The following is a 17143-nucleotide window of genomic DNA, read 5'->3' as shown; positions in this document are numbered from 1 at the left end:
ACCATGGACACGCAAGCCTATGAGCAGCTCCGCGCGCAGGCGTTCGACGGCCTGTGGCAGGATGTCGCGTCGCTGGAGGCCGAGATCGAGGACACCGAGTCGATCCCCCGGGACAAGCTGTGGCCGGCCCTGGAGCGGATCGGGGGGTTCGGCTGGCTGATCCCGGAGGCCTACGGCGGCCACGGCATGACCGTGCGCCAGTACCTGCCGCTGATCGCCGAGGTCTCCAAGGTGCACGGCGGGATCCGGGCGCTCGTGCACGTCCACAACTCGATCGGCCACGCGCTCTACGAGCTCGGCGACGACGCCCAGCGCGAGGCCATCCTGCCCGGCGTCGCGGCGGGCACGAAGTCCGTGGCCTTCGGGCTGACCGAACCGGACTCGGGGACCGGGCTGGACACGTCGACCACGGCGCGGCGCGAGGGCGACGACTACGTGATCAACGGCCGCAAGTGGATGATCACCAACTCGGACTTCGCGTCGCACTTCATCGTGTTCGCCAAGACTGACCCGGCGACGCTGTCGGCGATCGTCGTCGAGCGCGACACGCCCGGCTTCGCGATCGAGGCGCTGCCGGAGACCATGGGCTGCAAGGGCGGCCAGCACGGGCTGCTCACGTTCACCGACGTGCGGGTCCCGGTCGCCAATCGCCTGGGCGAGGAGGGCGACGGCCTGACCAAGATGGAGCGCGCGCTGGAGATCAGCCGCGTGTTCGTGGCCGCCTCGTCCCTGGGCACCGCCGAGTACGCCATGGAGCTGTCGGTCAAGCACGCGCTGGAGCGCGAGACGTTCGGCAAGCCGATCGCCCAGCGCCAGGCCGTCCAGCGCTACATCGCCGAGATGGAGGTCGACATCCACGCGCTGCGCCTCATGCTCGACGACGCGGCCGACAAGTGGGACGCCGGCCGGCGGATCCCGCGCGAGGCCTCCGTGTGCAAGCTGTTCGGGCTGGAGGCCGTCGGCCGCGTGACCGACCGCGCCATCCTCGTCCACGGCGGCATCGGGTACACGCGCCGCCATCCCGTCGAGCGGCTGTACCGGGATGCGCGGCTGAACTGGTTCGAGGAGGGCACGCCGACGATCCAGCAGCTCGTCATCGCGCGCGAGGTGCTCCGCTCCAGCGCCGTGGCGGTGGGGGCATGAGGGACGTCTCCGTCGCCGGCGCGGCCATGACGCCGTTCGGCAAGTTCCTCGACACGCCGCTGCGGTCGCTGGCCGCCCAGGCGGTCGGCGGGGCGCTCGAGGACGCCGGGCTCGGTCCCGCCGACGTCGAGCTGGCGTTCTTCGCCAACGCCACCGCCGGCCTGATCACCGGCCAGGAGATGATCCGCGGGGAGACCGCGCTGCGCGAGACGGGCCTGCTCGGGATCCCGATCTTCAACGTGGAGAACGCGTGCGCCTCGGCGTCGTCGGCCTTCCACCTGGCGTGGATGGCCGTCGCCTCGGGCCAGTGCGAGACCGCGCTGGTGGTCGGCGCGGAGAAGATGGCGCACGCCGACCGGAAGCGTCCGTTCGCCGCGCTCGGCGCGGGGATCGACCTCGAGCGCCGGGGCGACCTGGAGACATTCGTCTACGGCGAGGACGGCACGCCCGGCACGGGCTCGCTGTTCATGGACATCTACGCGCTGCTGGCCGAGCGCTACATGGAACGCAGCGGCGCGACGGAGCGCGACTTCGCCCAGGTCGCGGTCAAGAACCACCACCACGGCGCGCTGAACCCGCACGCGCAGTACCGCGACGAGGTCACCGTCGAGGAGGTGCTCGCCAGCCGGACGATCAGCGGGCCGCTGAAGCTGCTCATGTGCTCGCCGATCGGCGACGGCGCCGCGGCGCTCGTGCTGCGCGCCGGCGACGGCGCGGTCAAGGTGCGCGGGACGGCGCTGGCCACGGGCCGCGACGACGACGGGCCGCTCGCCGTCGAGCGCGCCGCCGAGAAGGCCTACGCGCAGGCCGGGGTCGGACCGGGCGACGTCGACGTCGCCGAGGTCCACGACGCCGCGGCGCCGGCCGAGCTGCAGATCTACGAGGAGCTCGGGCTGTGCGGCGAGGGGGAGGGGCCCGCGTTCCTGGCCTCGGGCGCCACGATGCTGGGCGGCCGCATCCCCGTCAACCCCAGCGGCGGCCTGCTCAGCAAGGGCCACCCGGTCGGCGCCACGGGCTGCGCCCAGCTCGTCGAGCTCACCGACCAGCTGCGCGGCCGCGCCGGCGCGCGGCAGGTGCAGGGCGCGCGGATCGCGCTGGCCGAGAACGCCGGCGGGTTCCTCGGGCCCGACCAGGCCGTCGCCTGCGTCACGATCCTGGAGGCGACGGGGTGACCACGGTCGCCGCGATCTTCGAGGCGAGCTACCGGCGCTTCGCCGGCCGCCCGGCGCTCGTGGACGGGCCCGTCACTCGCACCTACCGCGAGCTGGGCGACCGGGCGCACCGCTTCGCGAGCGGGCTGCGGGCGCGCGGGCTGCAGCCCGGCGACCGCGTGGCCCTCGTGGCCCCCAACAGCCCCGCCTACATCGAGGCCTCCCACGGCATCTTCACCGGCGGCTACGTCCGGGTCGCGCCGAGCGACAAGCTGCACCCCGACGAAGTGCGGGGCATCGTCGCCGACTGCGCCGCCCGCGCGCTGGTGGTCAGCCCGGAATGGGCCGGGCGCCTGGACGGCATCGACGCCGAGCTCATCGTGTTCGGCGAGGACTTCGAGGCGCTGCTGGCGGCGGGGTCGCCGGAGCCGCCCGACGCGCCGCCCGCGCCCGGCGACCTGTGCGCGCTGCTCTACACGTCGGGGACGACGGGGCTGCCGAAGGCCGCGATGCTCACGCACGCCAACTGGGTGGCCATGATGCGCAACTCGATGGTCGAGCTGCCGGTCGTCGACCCCGAGGACGTCGTGCTGCATGTGGCGCCGCTGAGCCACTTCAGCGGCTACGTCGAGCCGACCTACTCCGCGCGCGGCGCGTGCCACCTCGTGCACGCCGCCTTCGAGCCCGCGGCGGTGCTCGACGCCATCGAGCGCGACCGGGTCACGACGCTGCCGCTCGTGCCCACGATGCTCAACCTGATGCTGCCCGACGCCGAGGCGGGCGGCCGCGACCTGTCGAGCATCAGGACCATCATGTACGGCGGCTCGGGCATCGCCCCCGACCGCCTCGCGCGCGCCGTCCGGGTCTTCGGCGACGTGTTCGTGCAGTTCTTCGGGCTGTCGGAGACGCCGATGCCGCTGACCGCGCTGTCGCAGCGCGACCACCGCTTCGACGCCTCGGGGCCGCCGCCGCAGCGGCTGGCCTCCGCGGGCCGCGTCAACCCGTTCGTGGAGCTGCGCATCGTCGGCGACGACGGCACCGACCTCCCCGCGGGCGAGGTGGGCGAGATCGTCGTCCGCGGCGACACGGTGATGGCGGGCTACTGGGGCAAGCCCGAGCTCACGGCCGAGACGATCGACGCCGAGGGCTGGGCGGCCACGGGCGACCTCGGCCGCCTGGACGACGACGGCCACCTCTACATCGTCGACCGCAAGCGCGACATGATCGTGACCGGCGGCTACAACGTCTACCCGGCCGAGGTCGAGAACGCGATCGCCAGCCTGGAGGCCGTCCAGGAGGTCGCCGTGGTCGGCGCGCCCGACGAGCAGTGGGGCGAGGCGGTCACCGCCGTCGTCGTCCCGCGCCCCGGCATGACGGTCACCGAGGACGAGGTCGTCGCCGCGTGCACCGAGCGCCTGGCCGGCTACAAGAAGCCGCGCGTGGTCGAGTTCGTCGACGAGCTGCCCAAGACCGGCTCGGGCAAGCTCATGCGCCGCCGGGTGCGCGACCGCTACTGGGCCGGGCAGGCCCGGAGGGTCGGCTGATGAGCGCCGTGCAGACCGAGCGCCGGGGGGCCGCGCTGTGGGCGCGGATGCAGCGCCCGGAGGCGCTCAACAGCATCAACGGCGACCTGCTCGCGGGCCTGGAGGCGGCCATGGACGCCGCCGAGGGCGATCCGGGCATCCGGGTCCTGGTCATCACGGGGTCGGGCCGCGCGTTCTGCGCCGGGGCCGACCTCGGCGTCGTCGCCGGGTCTGGCGGCGAGGACGCGTTCGTGCGCTTCCTGACCGACGTCGGCACGACGTTCCGGCGCCTGGAGCAGCTGCCGCTGCCGACGATCGCGGCCGTCAACGGGTTCGCGCTGGCCGGCGGGCTGGAGATGCTGCTGTGCTGCGACCTGGTCGTGGCCGCGCAGGAGGCGAAGATCGGCGACGCGCACGCCAACTACGGGCTGATCCCCGGCGGTGGGGGGACCGTGCGCCTGCCGCGCCGCGTCGGGCCCGCGCTCGCCAAGCAGCTCATGTTCACCGGTGCGTTCCTGCCGGCCGCCGAGCTGCGCCACAGCGGTCTGCTCAACGACGTCGTGCCCGGCGCCGAGCTCGAGGACGCCGTCGACGCGCTGGTCGCCCAGATGGCGGGCAAGAGCCCGCTCGGGCTGCGGCGGATGAAGCAGCTGGCCGACGATGCGCTGCAGGCGCCGCCCGACGTCGGGCTGCGCGCCGAGCTGACGGCCTCGGCGCTGCACAGCCGGTCGGCCGACATGGCCGAGGGCCTGGCCGCCTTCCACGACAAGCGCGACCCGGACTTCACGGGCGCCTAGACCATCACCGAGTCAAGGACGGACATGCAGGACCTCCTCAGCCTCTCCGGCCGCACGGCCCTCGTCACCGGCGCGGGCCAGGGCGTCGGGCGCCAGATCGCCCTGACCTTCGCCGCCCACGGCGCCGCGGTCGTCGTCAACGACTTCTACCTCGAGCGGGCCGAGGCGGTGGTCGGCGAGATCGAGGCGCAGGGGTCGCGGGCGCTGGCCGTGCAGTGCGACGTCACCGACCACGCGGCCGTGTGCGCCATGGTGGCCCGGGGCGAGGAGGGGCTCGCCCCGATCGACATCCTCGTCAACAACGCGGGCAACGCCGGCCCGGAGACCTCGATCGAGGACGCCACGCCGTTCTGGGAGACCGGGCCGGAGGAGTGGGCTCCTTGGCTGGGGGCGAACTTCTTCGGGGTCCTGAACTGCACGAAGGCCGCCGTCGGCGGCATGGTGCAGCGCGGGCACGGGCGCGTGGTGACGATCGTCTCCGACGCCGGCCGCGTCGGCGAGCCCAACCTCGTCGTGTACTCCGCGGCCAAGGCGGGGGCGGCGGGCTTCACGCGGGCGCTGGCCAAGGCCGTGGGCCGTGCCGGGGTGACGGCCAACTGCGTCGCGCTGTCGGCGATGCGCACGCCCGCGACCGCCGGCATGACGGCCGACGACGACGTGGTCAAGCGGATCCTGCGCAGCTACGTCGTGCGACGGCTGGGCGAGCCCGACGACGCCGCCAACATGGCCCTCTTCCTGGCGTCCGACGCGGCGTCGTGGATCACGGGCCAGACGTACCCGGTCAACGGCGGGTACGCCATGGCGGTCTGAGCGGTGGACTGCGCCGGCAAGGTCGTGCTGGTGCTCGGCGCCACGCGCGGCATCGGGCGGGCGTGCGCGCTGCGGCTGGCCGCCGCGGGGGCGATCGTCGCGGTCAGCGGCCGGGCGCAGGCCGACGCCGACGCGATCGCCGGGGTCGTGGCCGGGGAGCACGGCGTGCCCACGCTGGGCGTCGCGGTCGACGTGCGGGACCCCGACGCGAGCGCCGCCGCCGTCGACGCGGTGGCCGGGCGCTTCGGTCGGATCGACGCGCTCGTGGCCAACGCGGGCATCAACCCGTACTTCGTGCGCCCCGAGGCGATGACGACCGACATGTGGGACGACCTCGTCGACGTCAACCTGCGCGGCGTCTTCTTCGCGGTGCAGGCGGCGGCGCGGCGGATGCTCGAGCAGGGCGACGGCGGCAGCATCGTGGGCGTGTCGTCGGCCACCGCGATCCGGGGCACCCGCCGCGGGATGCCCTACGTGGCGTCCAAGGGCGGGATGGACGCCATGACGCGCACGCTCGCCGTCGACTGGGCCGCGGCCGGGATCCGGGTCAACGGCGTCGCGCCGGGCTACGTCGACACCGACCTGACGGCCGGCGTGCAGGAGAACGCGAGCCTGGCCGCCGACCTCGTCGCGCGCATCCCGCTCGGCCGGCTGGGGCGGCCCGAGGAGGTCGCCGGCCTCGTCGCGTTCCTGGTCTCCGACGAGGCGAGCTACGTGACGGGCCAGACGTTCGTGGTCGACGGGGGACTGGCGGCATGAGCGTGCGATGAAGTGCGCGGTGTGCCACCAGTCCGTCGGGCGCGGCAGATCGAGCCGCCGACCGCGCCGTCCCATCCCGGCGCGCCGGACGACGTCGCGCCGTCGGCCACGACCTGCCCTAGCGCGCGCCCTCGGCCAGCGTCTCCTCCGCGAGCCCCACGAGCTTCTCGACGCCCGGCTCCAGGGCGCCGGGGTCGTGGCCGCCCATCGCGGGATCCTGGTGCCAGCGGTACAGGATCCCCTCGAGGATCACCGCCAGCTTCCAGTACGACAGCGACAGCCACCAGCGCAGGTGCTCGACGTCGCGGCCCGACGCCGCGACGTAGGCCTCCAGCACGTCGGCGCGCTGCGCGAAGCCGTCCATGAGCGACACCGGCGTGGCGCCGAGCGGCGCGCTGCGCTGGTCGTCGGGCCACCACATGAGCAGCCAGGCGAGGTCGGCGACCGGGTCGCCGATCGTCGAGAGCTCCCAGTCCAGGATCGCGCGGACCTCGCCGTCGGGGCCCAGGATCGTGTTGAACGTCGTGTAGTCGCCGTGCACGACGGAGGTGGCGTCCTGCGGAGGCACCGTGTCGCGCAGGCGTGCGGCGTGACGGTCGACGGCCGGCAGCTCGCGTGTGTGCGTGAGCTCCCACTGCCGCGACCAGCGCCGCAGCTGGCGGCCGGCGTAGTCCTGGCCGCGGCCGAAGTCGGCCAGGCCGGCGGCCTCGTGGTCGACCGCGTGCAGCCCCGCCAGCGTGCGGGCCAGGGAGGCGCCCACGCGGGCGCGGGCCTCCGGTGCCAGGCCGTCGTGGACCGCCTGCTCGGAGTCGGCCACGACGCCGTCGACGTGCTCCATGACGTAGAAGTCGGCGCCGGTCACCCGGATGTCGGTGCAGTGCGCCAGCGGGCGCGGGACGGGCTGGCCCACGGCCGCCAGGCACTCCAGGACACGGCGCTCGCGGCCCATGTCCTGGGCGGACTCGACCTGCCCGGCGACGGGCGGGCGCCGCAGCACGGCGGTCGTGCCGCCGGCCGACGACACGCGGTAGGTCAGGTTCGAGCGGCCGCGCCCCACGCGCCGGAACTCCAGCGGCGGCTCGAGTCCGGGCACGTGCCGGCCCAGCCAGTCCTGCACGGCGGCACGGTCGATCCCCGGGAGCTCGGCGCCGGCGTCGGGCATCGCCGGAACCTACCGCCCTCGCCCGTCGACGCGACGGCTTCGACCGACCGGTCGTGCTTGTGCCCGGCGGGCGCCAGTGGTTACGGTGCGGCGTCAATCAGCGACCACCGGCCGCGTGGCCGTACGAGGAGAGGGCGCGCATGGGCCATGTCGTAGGAGTCGATATCGGGGGCACGTTCACCGACTGCATCATCGTCGGCGACGGGGGGCAGTTGACGATCGGCAAGGCGCCGTCGACGCCGCCGGACTTCGAGACCGGCTTCATCGACGCCATCGCCGCCGCCGGCCACCACGTCGGGATCCCCCTCGAGCAGCTCGTCGCCGAGGCCGACGGCATCTTCCACGGGTGCACCGTGGGGACCAACGCGCTCGTGGAGAACCGGACGGCGAAGGTGGGGCTGCTCACCACGCGCGGGCACCGCGACGCGATCGCGATCATGCGCGGCGGCCAGCGCCTGTGGAGCGCTCCCCCCGACTACATCGCGCACCTGGCCGCGCACACCAAGGACGCGCCGCTGCTGCCCAAGGACATGATCGAGGAGGTCGACGAGCGCATCGCCTTCGACGGCGCGGTCGTCGTCGAGCTCGACGAGGCCGGCGCGGTCGCCGCGATCCGGCGCCTGGTCGACACGGGCGCCGAGGCGATCGCGATCTCCTGCATCTGGTCGGTCGCCAACCCCGTGCACGAGGAGCGCCTCGTCGAGCTCGTCGCCGAGCACGCCCCGGGCACGTTCATCTCCGTCGCCTCCGAGGTCGTCAACCGGACCGGCGAGTACGAGCGGACGACCGCCGCGGTCATCAACGCGCTGGTCGGCTCCGTCGTCCAGGACTACCTCGAGCGCGTCGAGGGCCGTCTGAAGGAGCTGGGCTTCGGACGGCCGCTGCAGGTCATGACCTGCGCGGGCGGCGTCGTGGCGGCCAGCGAGGCGCGCCGGCGGCCGATCCTGACGATGCACTCGGGCCCCGTCGGCGGGCTCATCGGCGCCGGCGCCCTGGCGGCCGCGGCGGGCGGTGACGGCGGTGCGGGCGACGTGATCACCGCGGACATGGGCGGCACCACGCTCGACGTCGGCGTGCTGCGCGGCGGCGTGCCGATCCAGCGCCCGACGACCTGGCACGGCCAGTACGAGTACTTCATCCCGACGCTCGACGTGCAGTCGATCGGGGCGGGCGGCGGCAGCATCGTGCGCTACGACGAGCAGCTCTCCACGCTGCGGGTCGGGCCCCAGAGCGCGGGCGCGCGCCCCGGGCCGGCCTGCTACGGCCGCGGCGGCGAGCTGGCCACCGTGACCGACGCCGACCTCGTCGTCGGCTACATCGACCCGCAGAAGTTCCTCAGCGGCGAGATGGTCCTCCAGGAGGACGCCGCCCGGCGCGCGCTGGCCGCCGCCGGCGCCGCGGTGGGCTTCGACGATGAGCAGACCGCGACCGCCGCGCTGCGGATCGTGGAGAGCCAGATGGCTGATGCGATCCGGGTCGCCAGCGTCCAGCAGGGATACGACCCGCGCGGGTTCTCGCTCTTCGCGTTCGGCGGGGCGGGCCCGCTGCACGGTGCCGCCCTGGCGCGCCAGCTGGGCATCAGGCGCGTCGTCATCCCGCTGAGCGACCTGGCGTCGGGGTGGTCGGCGTTCGGCGTGGCCAGCGCCGACGTCCTGGTCGTGGAGGACTTCGCCGTCAGCCTGACCTCGCCGTTCTCGGCCGACGAGCTGAAGTCCCTGTGGCCGCAGATCGAGGAGCACGCCATGGCGCGCATGACGGCGCAGGGCGTGCCCGCCGACGCCGTGGTCATCGAGCGCGCGACGGAGATGCGCTACCGCGGGCAGGTCAACGAGGTCGAGGTCCCGGCGCCCGGTGGCGACTACGACGACGCGAAGGTCCAGGAGCTCATCGGCGCCTTCGAGGTCGAGTACTCGCGCCTCTTCGGGGAGGGCACGGGCTACGCGGCCGCGGGCATGGCGATCACCCGGCTCATGGTCCGGGCCCGCGCGTCGGCCGGCGACTTCACGATCCAGACCATGTCCGACGGCGCCGACGCGCCGCTGGAGCCCATCGGCGAGCGCGGCGTCGTCGGCCCGCGCGGCCGCGCGCCGGTCGCCGTCTACGACGGGGCGCTGATGCGCCCCGGGCACCAGGTGACGGGGCCGGCGATCGTCGAGTTCCCCGACACGTCGGTCGTGGTCCCCGACGCGGCGACCGTCGGGATGGACCCGTTCGGCAGCGTCGTCGTCGACCTGCACCAGGAAGGAGAAGGGCGATGACCCAGAACCCCCAGGCCGGTGCCGCCCCGCGCGGCGACGTCTTCGAGCCCACCGACGGGCGCGTGTGGGACGGGGTGAAGATCGGCTACCGCCCGCGCCCGGACTGGCGCGACCGCGTCGACCCGTCGCTCGGCTTCCACGAGGACGCCGTCGAGGACCTCGACCCGGTCTCCTACGAGGTGCTCCGCAACCGGCTGTTCTCGATCAACGTCGCCCACGGCCGCCAGGTCACCCGCGTGTCGGGCTCGCCGGTGTTCGCCACGCTGGACTTCAACATGTCGATCCTCACCGAGGACGGTGAGATCGTCCAGAACGCGCCGTACATCCAGTTCCTCAACGGCGGCGCGCCGTACGGCGTCCGCTACCTGCTGGAGAACCTGAGCACCGATCCGGGCATCGAGGACGGCGACGTCTTCGTGATGAACGACCCGTGGATCGCCGCGATCCACGAGATGGACGTGCTCTTCTGCCGGCCCGTGTTCGTGGACGGCAGGATCTTCGCCTGGGTGTCCAACGCCGGCCACCAGTACGACCTCGGGGGCGTGCAGCCCGGCGGCTGGCCGCAGGACGCGGTCGACGTCTTCCACGACCCGACGATCTTCACGCCGCTGAAGATCGTGTCCAAGGGGCGGATGCGCACCGACCTCGAACGCATGTACCTGCGCAACTCGCGCATGCCCGACATGGTCGCGCTGGACCTGCGGGCGCAGATCAGCGGCTGCGTCTTCGCGGCCGAGCAGCTCCTGGAGGTGTGCGCGGAGTTCGGGCCCGACGTCGTCAAGGCCGCGATGCGCCAGATCATCTCCAACGCCGAGGAGGGGATGCGCAGGAAGCTGCGGCGCATCCCCGACGGCACGTGGACCGAGGTGCGCTACCTCGACACCGCGCTGCCCGGCGACCGCCGGACCTACCGGCTGGTGCTCAACGTGACCAAGCGCGACGACCGCCTGGTCATCGACAACCACGGCAGCGACCGCCAGCCCGACGCGGGACCGCTCGCGTTCCCGTTCGTCGGCATGGTCGGCTCGGTCACCGGCGCGTTGTCGGTGATGATGGTCTACGAGCAGCTGTTCTCCGTCGGCGGCGCGAGCCGCCTGGTCGAGTACGACGTCGAGCCCGGGCTCATGTCGTGCGCCGAGCACCCGATCGCCGTCAGCGCGAGCGTCGTGCAGGTCCAGACCAACCTCGTGGCGATGCAGGCGTGCCTGAGCCGCATGCTGGCCTGCGATCCCGAGCTGGCGTCCGACGCCGTCACGGCGACGCCCGACTTCCAGATCGCGGTCATCGCCGGCGTCAACGACCGCAAGGAGCCCTACGGCCAGGCCGTCCTGGACTTCTACGCCCTGGGCGGCGGCGCGCGGCAGGCCAACGACGGCGTCAACACCAAGGGCCCCTCCTGGAGCCCGCTCGCCGGGCTGCTCAGCGTGGAGTCCGTCGAGCAGTGGTACCCGGTGCTCTACCTGTACCGCAAGGAGTTCGCCGACAGCGGCGGCGCCGGGCGCTTCCGCGGCGGGATCGGCGTGAGCTACGCGTTCACCCGCTACCGGGCCGAGAGCATGGCGGCCGTCGGGTTCGCCGGCGCCCAGGCGGCGAGCGTCATGTGCGCGCCGGGCCTGTTCGGCGGCTGGCCGTCGCCGTCCTCGCGGCTGACGATCCTGCAGGAGACCGACGTCCTGGACCAGTTCGCCCGCCAGCGCATCCCCGGCGACGTCGACGAGATCGGCTACGGCGAGCGGACCTTCTTCGCGCCCAAGCAGAACGCCGTCCAGATGCGGCCCGGCGCGGTGCTCGAGGGCACGGCCCTGGGCGGCGGCGGGTACGGCGACCCGCTCAAGCGCGAGCCCGAGCGCGTCGTGACCGACGTCAACGACGGCTACGTCTCGGTGGAGGCGGCCCGCCAGGTCTACGGCGTGGTGCTCGACGGTGATGAGCTCGACGCGGCGGCGACGGAGGCCCGGCGGGCCGAGATCCGCGCCGAGCGCGCGACGTGGAGCCCCGCCTCCGGCGCGCCGCAGGCGTTCACGACGCCGGCAGCCGGCGAGCCGCCGCACCTGCGCCACGAGTACCTCGTCGCGCGCGACGAGGGCGAGCACCGCGTCCTGGCCTGCCGCGAGTGCGACACCGCGATCTGCGACTACACCGCCGACTACAAGCAGGCGCTGCTCATGGGGGTCGCCTCCCCGATGACGATCCCGGGCGGCGGCGGGAAGGACCCGTCGCACTTCATCGACGTCCCGCTGGAGTTCCGGGCCTTCTGCTGCCCGGGCTGCCAGACCCTGATGACCACCGAGATCCTGCCCGCGGGCACGCCCTCGGCCCCGGAGATGGTGCTGCTCGGGCCGTAGCTGCGGCACGCCACCCAGGGCGCCTGCGGGCTTCGCCCGCCCGCGGTGCGCCCGGGCACGGATGCCGGCCGGCGGCGGGGCGAGCAGGATCCGCGGCATGCTCGCCGCCCTCGCCCGTCGTCCCGTCCGCCGCCTCCTGCTGCCCGCCGCCGCGCTGGCGCTGGCCGTGGGCGCGCCGGCCTCCGCCCCGGCGGCGACCTGGCACGCGCCGCAGACGCTGACGGGACCCGTGTCGCTCTCGGTCCCGCACGTGGGGCTGGACGCGCGCGGCGACGGCGTCGTGGCGTGGGTCGCGGGCGACCGGCGCATCGTCGCCGCGCTGCGGCGCGCGGGCGGCCGCTTCGGGGCCGCCCGCGTCATCGCGCGCGCCGCCGCCCACGGCCGGGTGCTGGAGCCCCAGGTCGCCGTCAGCTCCGGCGGCGACGCCGTGGTCGCCTGGGCCGAGGAGGCTCCGGGCCGTCCCCACTTCCGGATCCGGGCGGCGCTGGCCGCCGGCGCGCGGGCGTTCGCGGCGCCGCGCACGATCGGCGGCTCGACGACGGCCTGGCGCGCCCAGCCGCGCGTCGTCGCCGCGCCGGGCGGCGGGCTGCTGGCGGGCTGGTACCGCGACGACGTCGGCCTGCAGCTGGCCGCCCGGGCGCCCGGGCGCCCGTTCGGCACGCCGCGGACGACCCTCACGCTGCCCTACACGCCCGTCTGGTGGGCGATCGCGCCCGATGGCCGCCTGCACCTGGTCTGGACGGCCGACGGCCCCGGCGGGACGTTCGTCGCCACCGCCGTCGGACGGCTCGGCGGGCGCTTCGGCCCGATCGGGCCGCTGTCGCAGACCGGCGGCAGCGCCCCCGTGCTCGCCGTCTCGCCCAACGACACGCCCGTGGCCGCGTGGCGCGAGCCCGGCGCGGTCCTCGCGGCGGCCGGCCGTCCCGGCTTCACGCTCCTGGACCCGGCCCAGACGGTCAGCCCGGCGGACGCGGCCGCCTCGGCGCCGCAGCTGGCGGCCGGCCCCCACAGCGCCGCCGCGGTCGGCTGGGGCGGGGCGGCGAGCGGGTGGCCGCCGGACCGGCTCGGGATGCCGGCGTGGCTGGCCACGCGCGCGTCCGGCGCGCCGTTCGCCGCGGCCCAGGCCCTCACGCCGGCCGGCGCCTTCGCCCTGGCCCCGCAGCTCGCGTTCGACGCCGGCGGCACCCTGACCGCCGCCGTCGTGTGGGCCGACGGGGCGGACCGGCACCTCGAGATCCGCCAGGGCGCCGCGGGCGCGCCGCTGCCGGCCGCCGCCGTCACGGCCACCTCGCGACCCGGCGACCTGCATCCGGTCTGGACGTCGGCGGCGGTCGCCGCCGCGGGCCGCTTCACGGCGGTGGCCTGGACGGCCGGCGGGCAGGGGCCCGTCCGCGTCTTCACCCAGGGGTAGCGCCCGCCTCGCGGGCGATCGCCAGCAGGCTCGCGTGGTCCTCGGCGCAGGCCGGGCAGCCGCGCAGGTGGGCGGCCAGCGCCGGCATGGCCTGCTCGGCGTCGCCGAGCAGCACCTCGCGGTCGACGTAGACGTCGAGCTGCTCGAAGCACGCATCGCACGTCGTCTCGGGGCCGGCCGGGCCGAGCAGGCGGCGCAGGATCGGCTCGGGGTCGCGGTGGGTCATGCGATCCACGCCAGGTCGTGGCCCGCCGCCGCCAGGTGCGAGCGCAGCGCGCGGCGGGCGTCGTGCAGGGCCTTGTAGAGCGCGCCGCGCGTGCTGCCCAGCCGCTCGGCGAGCACGTCGATCGGCACGTCCTGGATCGTGAGGGCGACGAGCACCTCCCGCTGGTGGGGCGTCAGCGCGCTGCCGATCAGCTCGCGGATCGCCGTCAGCAGCTCGGCCCGCTCGTGGCGGGCCGCCGGCCCGTCGGCGTGGTCGCCGAGGGCCGGCCACAGCGCCGGGTCCAGCACGACCTCGCGGTGCTGCCATGCGCGGCGGCGCACCCGCACGGCGGCCTCGTAGAGGGCGAACTTGTAGGCCCACGTGCTGAACCGGCTCTCGCCGCGGAACCCGTCCAGCTTGCCCATGATCGCGACGAACGCGTCGTCGGCGGCCTGCAGCGCGAGGTCCTCGCGGTCCTCGCCGCGGACCTGGGCCAGCGCGGACGCCCGGCGGCCGAGCTCGAACCGCGCGGCGCGCAGGAGCAGCGCGTGCAGCTCCCGCACGGCCTCCTCGTGGCGTGGACCCTCGCCCCGCAGCGCCGCGAGCAGGTCATCGCGGTGCGGCGGGGTTCGGGTGGGGGTCTGGCAGGGGCCGGGTCATGGGCGTCGCTCGTCCAGCGGTGCCGCGATGCGGGCTGCCAGCCGGGGCGGGCAGCCGCGGTCGGTCAGCGCCACGATGGCCCCCAGGTCATAGCGCAGATCGGCGGCGATCTCGGCGGCCAGCCGGGCGTCGAAGCCCGCCCGCCGCAGCCGGCTGCGGCGCCAGGGCAGGGCGGCGTCCAGGCCCGCGTCGCTGTGCGAGGACGTCCGGCTCATCGCCGTCGCCGCCCCGGAGGGTCGTAGGCGACGGCCAGCCGCGCCAGCGTCAGCGCGCCGAGCAGCAGCCCGAAGTCCCGCAGGGCCACGTCGTAGTAGCCCGGGAGCGAGAGCAGGTTGATGATGATGCCTCCCAGCCACACGGCGACCAGCGGCGCGCCGTAGCGGGGCCTGATCGCGACGAGCACCCCCGCCGCGATCTCGACGACGCCGACCAGGTGCATGGCGTCGTGGGCGTTGCCGGGCAGGATGTCGTCGATCCACGGCGCGAGGTACTGCGTCCAGTCGACGAGGATGTTGAAGAACTTGTCCAGGCCGAAGGCGATCGGCGCGACGGTGAAGGCGAGCCGCAGCAGCAGGAAGGCCTGGTGGCCGGCGGCGGCGCGCTGCGCGACCGCGTCGGCGGCGGCGGCCGCCGGTCCGGCGGCGGCGGGCAGCGGGGGCGAGGCGGTGTGGGCGGACATCTGCGGGACTCCTCGGTCGATGATGCGTCCCTGGGTCTGCGACGTGCCGGGCCCGATCCTTACCCCGGCGCCCGGCGGCCGCCCGGCGGCTCCTATCATCGCCCGATGGCGCTCACCACCCGGTTGACCCAGCGGCTCGGGCTCGCCCGCCCTGTCGTGCTGGCCCCGATGGCCTTCGCCGCGGGCGGCCGCCTGGCCGCGGCCGTCAGCGCGGCGGGCGGCCTCGGGCTCGTCGGCGCCGGCTACGGCGACGACCGCGCGTGGCTGGACGCGCAGTTCGACGCCGCGCACGGCGAGGCCGTCGGCTGCGGCTTCATCACGTGGTCGCTGCAGCGCACGCCCGAGATGCTCGACCACGCGCTGGCGCGCGGCCCTCGGGCCGTCCTGCTGTCCTTCGGCGACCCGCGCCCGTTCGCCGCGCGCGTGCGCGACGCGGGGGTGCCCCTGCTCTGCCAGGTCCAGACCCGCGGCGACGCGCTGCTGGCGCTGGAGGCCGGGGCCGACGTCATCGTCGCCCAGGGCGCGGAGGCCGGCGGTCACGGCGACCGCCGCGCGACGTTCACGCTCGTGCCCGAGATCGCCGACCTGCTCGCCGACCGCTCGCCGCAGACACTGCTGTGCGCCGCGGGCGGCGTCGCCGACGGCCGCGGGCTGGCCGCCGCGCTCGTGCTGGGCGCCGACGGCGTGCTCGTCGGGTCGCGGCTGTGGGCGACCGTCGAGGCCGACGTCCCCGACGGCCTGCAGGCCGCCGCGTTGGCCGCCGACGGCGACGCCACGATCCGCAGCAGCGTGATGGACATCGCCCGAGGCCGGGAGTGGCCCGAGCGGTTCACCGCCCGCGTCCTGCGCAACCGCTTCACGGAGCGCTGGCACGGGCGCGAGGACGACCTGCGCCGCGCGGGCGAGGAGGCCGGCCGCGACTGGGACGAGGGCTGGCGGGCCGGCGACCCACAGCGCGCGAACACGTTCGTCGGCGAGGGCGTGGGGCTCATCGCGGCCGTCGAGCCGGCCGCCGACGTCATCGCGCGCATGACCGGCGAGGCGGCCGCGCTGCTCGGGCGCGGCTGAGGACCGCCTGTGGACCCCGAGACCTTCACGCAGATCGTGGCCTCCGTGCGGGAGTTCGTCCGCCAGGAGGTCGTGCCGCTCGAGCAGCGCATCGAGGCCGACGACGCCGTCCCCGAGCACCTCCGCCAGGCCTGCCGCGAGATGGGCCTCTACGGCTTCGCGATCCCCGAGCGCTACGGCGGCACCGGCCTCTCCATGGCCGAGGAGGCCGAGCTCGTCTTCGAGCTGGGCTACACGACGCCGGCGCTGCGCTCCATGTTCGGCACCAACAACGGCATCGCCGGCCACGTCCTGCTCGAGGGCGCCACGGAGGAGCAGAAGCAGGCGTGGCTGCCGCGCCTGGCCACGGGCGAGCTGACCGCGTGCTTCGCGCTCACCGAGCCCGAGGCCGGCTCGGACCCCTCCACGCTGACGACCAGGGCCGAGCGCGACGGCGACGACTGGATCCTGCACGGCAGCAAGCGCTGGATCACCAACGCTCCGATCGCCGACCTGTTCATGGTCTTCGCGCGTACGAGCCGCGAGCAGCCGGGCGCCCGCGGCATCTCGGCCTTCCTGGTCCCCGCCGGCGCCGAGGGCCTGGAGGTCGGGGCCCCGGACCACAAGATGGGCCAGCGCGGGGCCTGGACCGCCGACGTGCACCTCGACGGCGTGCGCGTGGCCGGCGCCGGCCTCATCGGCGGGGCCGCCGGCGTGGACCGCGGCTTCGCCACCGCGATGAAATGCCTCGCGCACGGCCGCCTGCACATCGCCGCGGTCTGCGTGGGCATGGCCCAGCGGCTCGTCGACGAGCAGGTCGCCTTCGCGACCGAGCGCCGCCAGGGCGGCCGGCCGATCGCCGCCCACCAGCTCATCCAGGGCATGGTCGCCGACTCGGTCACCGACCTGCGCGCCGGCCGGGCCCTCGTGCGCACCGCGGCCGCGGCGTTCGACGACGGGAGCGACCTCACCATCGGCCCCTCCACGGCCAAGTACTTCTGCAGCGAGATGGTCGGCCGGGTCGCCGACCGCGCCGTGCAGATCCACGGCGGCGCCGGCTACATGCGCGACGTCCCCGTCGAGCGCCTGTATCGCGACGCCCGCCTGTTCCGCATCTACGAGGGCACGAGCCAGATCCAGCAGCTCATCATCGCCCGGACGGTCCTGGGCGACGCGGCACGCGAGTAGCGTGG

At 74.9% G+C, this 17143-nt stretch carries 16 protein-coding genes; 11 read left to right on the top strand and 5 right to left on the bottom strand.

Annotated elements, in window-relative coordinates; translation table 11 throughout:
- The first annotated feature begins 3 nt into the window (after positions 1 to 3).
- From FSW04_RS24410 to FSW04_RS24385, 6 genes are read left to right on the top strand one after another with little or no spacing between them, the layout of a single operon-like run.
- Positions 4 to 1143, top strand: coding sequence for an acyl-CoA dehydrogenase family protein (locus FSW04_RS24410; RefSeq protein ID WP_146923027.1), 1140 nt, complete (start codon positions 4 to 6; stop codon positions 1141 to 1143).
- A complete protein-coding gene (locus FSW04_RS24405; RefSeq protein ID WP_146923026.1) occupies positions 1140 to 2315 on the top strand; it encodes a thiolase family protein in 1176 nt (391 codons plus the stop codon). The genes FSW04_RS24410 and FSW04_RS24405 overlap by 4 nt, the downstream gene beginning before the upstream one ends.
- Positions 2312 to 3838, top strand: coding sequence for a class I adenylate-forming enzyme family protein (locus FSW04_RS24400; protein WP_146923023.1), 1527 nt, complete (start codon positions 2312 to 2314; stop codon positions 3836 to 3838). Before FSW04_RS24405 ends, FSW04_RS24400 begins: the two co-directional genes overlap by 4 nt.
- Positions 3838 to 4614, top strand: coding sequence for an enoyl-CoA hydratase/isomerase family protein (locus FSW04_RS24395; RefSeq protein ID WP_146923021.1), 777 nt, complete (start codon positions 3838 to 3840; stop codon positions 4612 to 4614). Before FSW04_RS24400 ends, FSW04_RS24395 begins: the two co-directional genes overlap by 1 nt.
- Before the next feature lie 24 nt (positions 4615 to 4638).
- Positions 4639 to 5424, top strand: a complete 786-nt coding sequence (locus FSW04_RS24390; RefSeq protein WP_146923019.1) for an SDR family NAD(P)-dependent oxidoreductase — start codon at positions 4639 to 4641, stop codon at positions 5422 to 5424.
- Positions 5425 to 5427: 3 nt separating this feature from the next.
- On the top strand, positions 5428 to 6183 hold the full coding sequence (locus FSW04_RS24385) for an SDR family NAD(P)-dependent oxidoreductase (RefSeq protein ID WP_146923017.1): 756 nt from the start codon (positions 5428 to 5430) through the stop codon (positions 6181 to 6183).
- A gap of 118 nt (positions 6184 to 6301) precedes the next feature.
- Here FSW04_RS24385 and FSW04_RS24380 read toward each other — a convergent pair whose 3' ends face one another.
- The gene (locus FSW04_RS24380) at positions 6302 to 7345 is read right to left on the bottom strand and encodes a phosphotransferase family protein (protein ID WP_146923016.1); all 1044 of its coding nucleotides are present in this window, start codon (positions 7343 to 7345) and stop codon (positions 6302 to 6304) included.
- A 140-nt stretch (positions 7346 to 7485) separates the two neighbouring features.
- Here FSW04_RS24380 and FSW04_RS24375 point away from each other — a divergent pair, with 140 nt between their 5' ends.
- The 3 genes from FSW04_RS24375 (at position 7486) to FSW04_RS24365 (ending at position 13359) form a co-directional block, all read left to right on the top strand.
- The gene (locus tag FSW04_RS24375) at positions 7486 to 9603 is read left to right on the top strand and encodes a hydantoinase/oxoprolinase family protein (RefSeq protein WP_146923014.1); all 2118 of its coding nucleotides are present in this window, start codon (positions 7486 to 7488) and stop codon (positions 9601 to 9603) included.
- On the top strand, positions 9600 to 11948 hold the full coding sequence (locus FSW04_RS24370; RefSeq protein WP_146923012.1) for a hydantoinase B/oxoprolinase family protein: 2349 nt from the start codon (positions 9600 to 9602) through the stop codon (positions 11946 to 11948). The genes FSW04_RS24375 and FSW04_RS24370 overlap by 4 nt, the downstream gene beginning before the upstream one ends.
- Before the next feature lie 97 nt (positions 11949 to 12045).
- On the top strand, positions 12046 to 13359 hold the full coding sequence (locus FSW04_RS24365; protein ID WP_146923010.1) for a hypothetical protein: 1314 nt from the start codon (positions 12046 to 12048) through the stop codon (positions 13357 to 13359).
- Here the strand turns inward: FSW04_RS24365 and FSW04_RS24360 are convergent.
- The 4 genes from FSW04_RS24360 to FSW04_RS24345 form a co-directional block, all read right to left on the bottom strand.
- The gene (locus FSW04_RS24360) at positions 13346 to 13585 is read right to left on the bottom strand and encodes an anti-sigma factor (RefSeq protein WP_146923008.1); all 240 of its coding nucleotides are present in this window, start codon (positions 13583 to 13585) and stop codon (positions 13346 to 13348) included. The genes FSW04_RS24365 and FSW04_RS24360 overlap by 14 nt on opposite strands.
- The gene (locus FSW04_RS24355; RefSeq protein ID WP_228430722.1) at positions 13582 to 14127 is read right to left on the bottom strand and encodes an RNA polymerase sigma factor; all 546 of its coding nucleotides are present in this window, start codon (positions 14125 to 14127) and stop codon (positions 13582 to 13584) included. Before FSW04_RS24355 ends, FSW04_RS24360 begins: the two co-directional genes overlap by 4 nt.
- A gap of 93 nt (positions 14128 to 14220) precedes the next feature.
- Positions 14221 to 14439: a hypothetical protein gene (locus FSW04_RS24350; RefSeq protein WP_146923004.1), complete on the bottom strand. Its 219-nt coding sequence runs from the start codon at positions 14437 to 14439 to the stop codon at positions 14221 to 14223.
- The gene (locus FSW04_RS24345; RefSeq protein WP_146923002.1) at positions 14436 to 14903 is read right to left on the bottom strand and encodes a DoxX family membrane protein; all 468 of its coding nucleotides are present in this window, start codon (positions 14901 to 14903) and stop codon (positions 14436 to 14438) included. The genes FSW04_RS24350 and FSW04_RS24345 overlap by 4 nt, the downstream gene beginning before the upstream one ends.
- Before the next feature lie 105 nt (positions 14904 to 15008).
- On the opposite strand from FSW04_RS24345, the gene FSW04_RS24340 reads away from it, so the two are divergent.
- Complete coding sequence (locus FSW04_RS24340; protein ID WP_146923000.1) at positions 15009 to 15971, top strand: NAD(P)H-dependent flavin oxidoreductase; 963 nt, start codon at positions 15009 to 15011, stop codon at positions 15969 to 15971.
- Between the two features lie 9 nt (positions 15972 to 15980).
- Positions 15981 to 17138: an acyl-CoA dehydrogenase family protein gene (locus tag FSW04_RS24335; protein ID WP_146922998.1), complete on the top strand. Its 1158-nt coding sequence runs from the start codon at positions 15981 to 15983 to the stop codon at positions 17136 to 17138.
- Positions 17139 to 17143: the final 5 nt, after the last annotated feature.

The sequence above is a fragment of the Baekduia soli genome (assembly GCF_007970665.1).
Taxonomy (GTDB): domain Bacteria; phylum Actinomycetota; class Thermoleophilia; order Solirubrobacterales; family Solirubrobacteraceae; genus Baekduia; species Baekduia soli.
The sequence above is the reverse complement of the archived record's forward strand: the minus strand, read 5'-3'. Positions and strand labels throughout refer to the sequence as shown.